This is a genomic window from Streptococcus parasanguinis (assembly GCF_001578955.1).
GTDB lineage: Bacteria > Bacillota > Bacilli > Lactobacillales > Streptococcaceae > Streptococcus > Streptococcus parasanguinis_U.
Map to the genome: position 1 here is coordinate 499,400 of NZ_KQ969689.1, position 4,594 is coordinate 503,993.

Annotated in this window: 4 protein-coding genes and 1 pseudogene; all 5 read left to right on the top strand. The window is 45.4% G+C overall.

Translation table 11 applies throughout. The features are described from left to right. Positions 1–142: 142 nt before the first annotated feature. A pseudogene (recJ, locus tag SPADD19_RS02330) lies at positions 143–2,369 on the top strand (single-stranded-DNA-specific exonuclease RecJ). Positions 2,370–2,457: 88 nt separating this feature from the next. Further along, on the top strand, positions 2,458–2,625 hold the full coding sequence (locus tag SPADD19_RS13055) for a fructoselysine 6-phosphate deglycase (RefSeq protein ID WP_239683087.1): 168 nt from the start codon (positions 2,458–2,460) through the stop codon (positions 2,623–2,625). 68 nt (positions 2,626–2,693) lie between these two features. Next, a complete protein-coding gene (locus tag SPADD19_RS13060) occupies positions 2,694–2,957 on the top strand; it encodes a TipC family immunity protein (protein WP_014713565.1) in 264 nt (87 codons plus the stop codon). 156 nt (positions 2,958–3,113) lie between these two features. After that, positions 3,114–3,626: an adenine phosphoribosyltransferase gene (locus tag SPADD19_RS02345; protein WP_003015168.1), complete on the top strand. Its 513-nt coding sequence runs from the start codon at positions 3,114–3,116 to the stop codon at positions 3,624–3,626. 101 nt (positions 3,627–3,727) lie between these two features. Next, on the top strand, positions 3,728–4,594 hold an 867-nt coding region (locus SPADD19_RS02350; protein WP_241496421.1), incomplete at its 3' end, for a homoserine O-succinyltransferase.

A 4,594-nucleotide genomic window follows, 5' to 3' on the forward strand; every position in this document is an offset into this window, starting at 1 on the left:
ATTTTGTATTTTTAAATATTTTGTATTTTTAAATATTTTGTATTTTCAAATATTCCAACTATTACCTGACCTTTTATTTCCCGCCATTTTCGGCTTTCATGATATAATATTCAGATAAGAAAAAGAGGAGACCAAAAGCTAGATGATCACTTCAAAATACGATTGGCAGTTAGCTTCGCCAAGTGCAGATGAGGCCTTTTTAGCTCTTACCAAAAAAGCAGGCCTGGAAGCGTCCGTAGCAACCTTGCTGTATGAGCGTGGCATTCAGACCAAAGAGGATTTAGAAGACTTTTTAGAACCCAAGCTGGAGAAGCTACACGATCCTTATTTGCTCCATGATATGGACAAGGCAGTGGAGCGCATCCGACGGGCCATCGAAGATTATGAGCAGATCCTCATCTACGGAGACTATGACGCGGACGGGATGACCTCGGCCTCCATTATGAAGGAAACCTTGGAGCAGATGGGGGCAGAGGTGCAAGTCTACCTACCCAACCGCTTTACAGACGGCTATGGTCCCAATGAGAGTGTCTACAAATACTTTATCGAGCAGCAAGGCATTTCCCTGATTGTCACGGTGGACAATGGTGTAGCGGGCAATCAAGCCATTGCCATGGCCCAAGCGATGGGGGTTGATGTCATCGTGACCGACCACCACTCTATGCCAGAGGTTTTACCGGATGCTTATGCGATCATTCATCCCGAGCATCCAGATGCGGATTATCCCTTCCATTATCTAGCAGGATGTGGTGTGGCCTTTAAGTTGGCCTGCGCCCTCTTAGAGGAAGTGCCGGTTGATCTCTTAGACCTGGTAGCAATTGGGACCATTGCTGACATGGTCAGCCTGACGGATGAGAATCGGATCCTGGTCAAATACGGTCTGGGTGTTCTCCAACATACCCAGCGCATGGGCTTGCAGGAGCTCTTGGAGATTGCGGGGATTCGTCCGGAGGATGTCAATGAAGAAACGGTTGGTTTTCAGATTGCTCCTCGTCTCAATGCCCTTGGCCGCCTCGATGATCCCAATCCGGCCATTGAACTCCTAACAGGATTTGACGATGAAGAGGCGCACGAGATTGCCCTTATGATTCATCAGAAGAATGAAGAACGAAAAGAGATTGTCCAAGCCATCTACGACGAAGCTAAAACCATGGTCGATCCGAGCTTATCCGCCCAGGTCTTGGCCAAAGAAGGCTGGAATCCAGGGGTTCTTGGTATTGTCGCCGGCCGTCTATTAGAAGAGCTTCATCAGCCGGTCGTTGTTTTAAGCATCGAAGATGGACGGGCTAAAGGGAGCGCTCGGAGTCCTGAGTCGGTCAATATCTTTGAAGCCCTCGATCCTCACCGGTCGCTCTTTGTCGCCTTTGGCGGACATGCCGGTGCAGCAGGAATGACGCTTGAGGTGGACCAACTCCCTGCCTTGTCTCAGGCTCTTACGGATTACATTGCAGAACAAGAGGTGGATCTCAGCAGCAAGTCTAGCTTAGCCATCGACGAGGAACTGCATCTAACAGAACTAACGCTTGAGACCTTGAAAAGCTTTGATCGCTTGAGTCCTTTTGGCATGGACAATAAAAAAGCCGGTCTTTCTGGTCCGTAACTTCAAGGTAGAAGGGGCGCGCTCGATGGGAGCCGGCAATACCCATTTGAAACTCAAAATTTCTCAAGAAGATGCGACCTTTGAGGTGGTTGCCTTTGGCTTGGGAAGCTTAGAGGCAGAGTTTGCACAGGCGCAAGACCTAGAGCTAGCTGTGCAGTTGTCGGTCAACCAATGGAATGGCCAAACAACCCTGCAGCTCATGCTGGTTGATGCGCGTGTGGACGGCGTGCAGCTCTTTAATATCCGCTCCAAAAATGCTAGCCTCCCCGCAGGTGTTCCCGTTCTTGATTTTACTAAAGAACTGCCAGATTTGACAGGGGCATCCGCTGTTGTAGTTGGAAATATTCCTGAGGATTTAGAGTCCTTACGGAAAATCTTCCAAGAGCATGATTTCCAGGCCGTTTATTTCAAAAATGAGATCGCCAAAGCCTACTATCTGACAGGATACGGTAGCAGGGACCAGTATGCCAAACTCTATAAAACCATCTACCAGTACCCAGAGTTCGATGTCCGCTACAAACTCAAAGACCTAGCGGCCTATCTCAAGATCCAGCAGATCCTCTTGGTCAAAATGATTCAGATCTTCCAAGAGCTGGGCTTTGTGACCATTGAAAATGGCATCATGAAGGTCAATAAAGAAGCAGAAAAACGGGAAATCGCAGAGAGCAGCATCTACCAAAACCTCAAACAAACCGTTAAAGAACAGGAGTTGATGGCCCTTGGAACGGTTCGTGAAATCTACGACTACCTGACAGGTCAGGCCTCATGAAAAAACACCTAATAAAATTCCTCTGGCTCAGCCCTTGTTGCTTTTAGCTCTTTATTGGTTGGGAATCTACCTGAGCCTAAAAAATCCCATGGAGGAGATTGTTTACTCTGAAAATGGTGGATGGATACGCTATGTAATGTTTAAGCCCTTTACAGAAACGATAGGAAATGATGGTATCTGGAAAGAAGATGAGGGATTTCAAATCTACCCTATTCAGATAAAATCGTTAGTGGTCAGGAAGACCTATCCGTCATGATGTTTCGAGACAGTTCTGAATGGGTTTACTGGTATGAATACCATCTAAACTAAAATGCATACGTTCGTATGTCTTTCAAATACGATTCTGCAAATAAGGTGTTCCTCCAAAGGGATGTCTATCTTTATGCAGATGATCAAGAAGTAGAGGGTAGTGATTTTCTAAAGAGACTTGCCGCCTACGGCAAAGACCGTACTTGGTTGAAAAAGCAAAGTAAGAAAGTTGCTGAACAATACATTCTTGGCACCTGGTTTAAGAATGGAAGTTCCCGTTATTCCCTGAAAAACTTGGGGAATATGAAAATTGAATACAACAAATTGATAGAAGAATAGTAAGTTTTTTGGAACCCAATCCCACATCTTTTTTGAATGTGGATTTTTGCTTTTGACGCGGGAGCTTGGGAAAATGATTTGGCAAAAAATGATGCAAGTTAGTGGAATTCATGATATAATGGAATGTAAAAAATTTTTTATGAAAGAAAGTTAACCATGAATTTAAAAGATTACATTGCAAGCATTGAAAACTATCCACAAGAAGGAATTACCTTCCGTGATATCAGCCCTTTGATGGCAGATGGCAATGCTTATAGTTATGCGATTCGTGAAATCGTTCAATACGCGACGGATAAGAAGATCGATATGATCGTTGGTCCTGAAGCGCGTGGGTTTATCGTTGGATGTCCGGTCGCTTTTGAGTTGGGAATTGGGTTTGCGCCTGTTCGTAAGCCTGGTAAATTGCCACGTGAAGTCATCTCTGCTGACTACGAAAAAGAATACGGTGTTGATACCCTCTGCATGCACGCAGATGCCATCAAACCAGGTCAACGTGTCCTCATCGTTGATGACCTCTTGGCGACTGGTGGTACGGTGAAAGCAACCATCGAAATGATTGAAAAACTCGGTGGGATTGTTGCAGGGTGTGCCTTCTTGATCGAGTTAGATGATTTGAAAGGTCGCGAAGCGATCGGCGATTACGACTACAAAGTCTTGATGCATTACTAATATAGTCTAATGCTATAACTAGCTACAGAAAAACCATAATTGAAAACTATAAGCTCCTATCATATAATGTAAGTTAAGAACTTGTAAGATGGGAGCTTTTTATGCCAATTACTCTAGATAAAAAATTACCAGCAGTCGATATCCTTCGTTCAGAAAATATTTTTGTCATGGATGATGTTCGGGCGACACACCAGGATATTCGGCCGATGAATGTTCTCATTCTTAATCTGATGCCGACCAAGGTTGCAACAGAAACCCAGCTCTTACGGCTCCTTGCCAACACGCCCTTGCAGATCAATGTAGACTTCCTCTATATGACGAGCCATGAATCCAAGAATACAGCGGCTGAGCATTTGGAGAGCTTTTACAAGACCTTTGAGGATATCAAGGATAATTACTATGACGGCTTGATTGTGACAGGGGCGCCTGTCGAAAAGATGGACTTTGAGGAAGTAGACTACTGGGAAGAATTGACCCAGGTCTTTGAATGGTCTAAGCGGCATGTCTTTTCGACCTTGCACCTTTGTTGGGGAGCCCAGGCTGGACTGTACCACCGTTACGGGATTCAAAAAGTAGAGCTCTGTGATAAGCTATCTGGTATCTATGACCAAGCAGTGGTGCGTCCCGAAAGTCTGCTCATGAGAGGCTTTGACGATCGCTTCCTTGCCCCTCATTCTCGCTATACAGATATTCCTTTGAAGGAAGTCCTTGAAAAGAGCAATCTTCAAGTGATCGCTCAAGGAAATGAAGTTGGGCTTTCCATCATTGCCAGTCCAGACATGCGTGAGGTGTATAGCTTTGGCCATCTGGAGTATGATCGCGATACGCTGGCAAAAGAATACCACCGAGATGTCAAGGCGGGCTTGGATCCGGACGTTCCCAAGAATTATTTTGATGGGGATGACGCTAATACAGAGCCTCGCATTCGTTGGAATCTAGCTGCAACGACCTTCTTTAGTAATTGGATC

Bases quoted from the DNA above. Each gene is read 5' to 3' on its own strand.
- SPADD19_RS13055 (WP_239683087.1), top strand. From the start codon at position 2,458: ATGGAGGAGATTGTTTACTCTGAAAATGGTGGATGGATACGCTATGTA.
- SPADD19_RS13060 (WP_014713565.1), top strand. From the start codon at position 2,694: ATGTCTTTCAAATACGATTCTGCAAATAAGGTGTTCCTCCAAAGGGAT.
- SPADD19_RS02345 (WP_003015168.1), top strand. From the start codon at position 3,114: ATGAATTTAAAAGATTACATTGCAAGCATTGAAAACTATCCACAAGAA.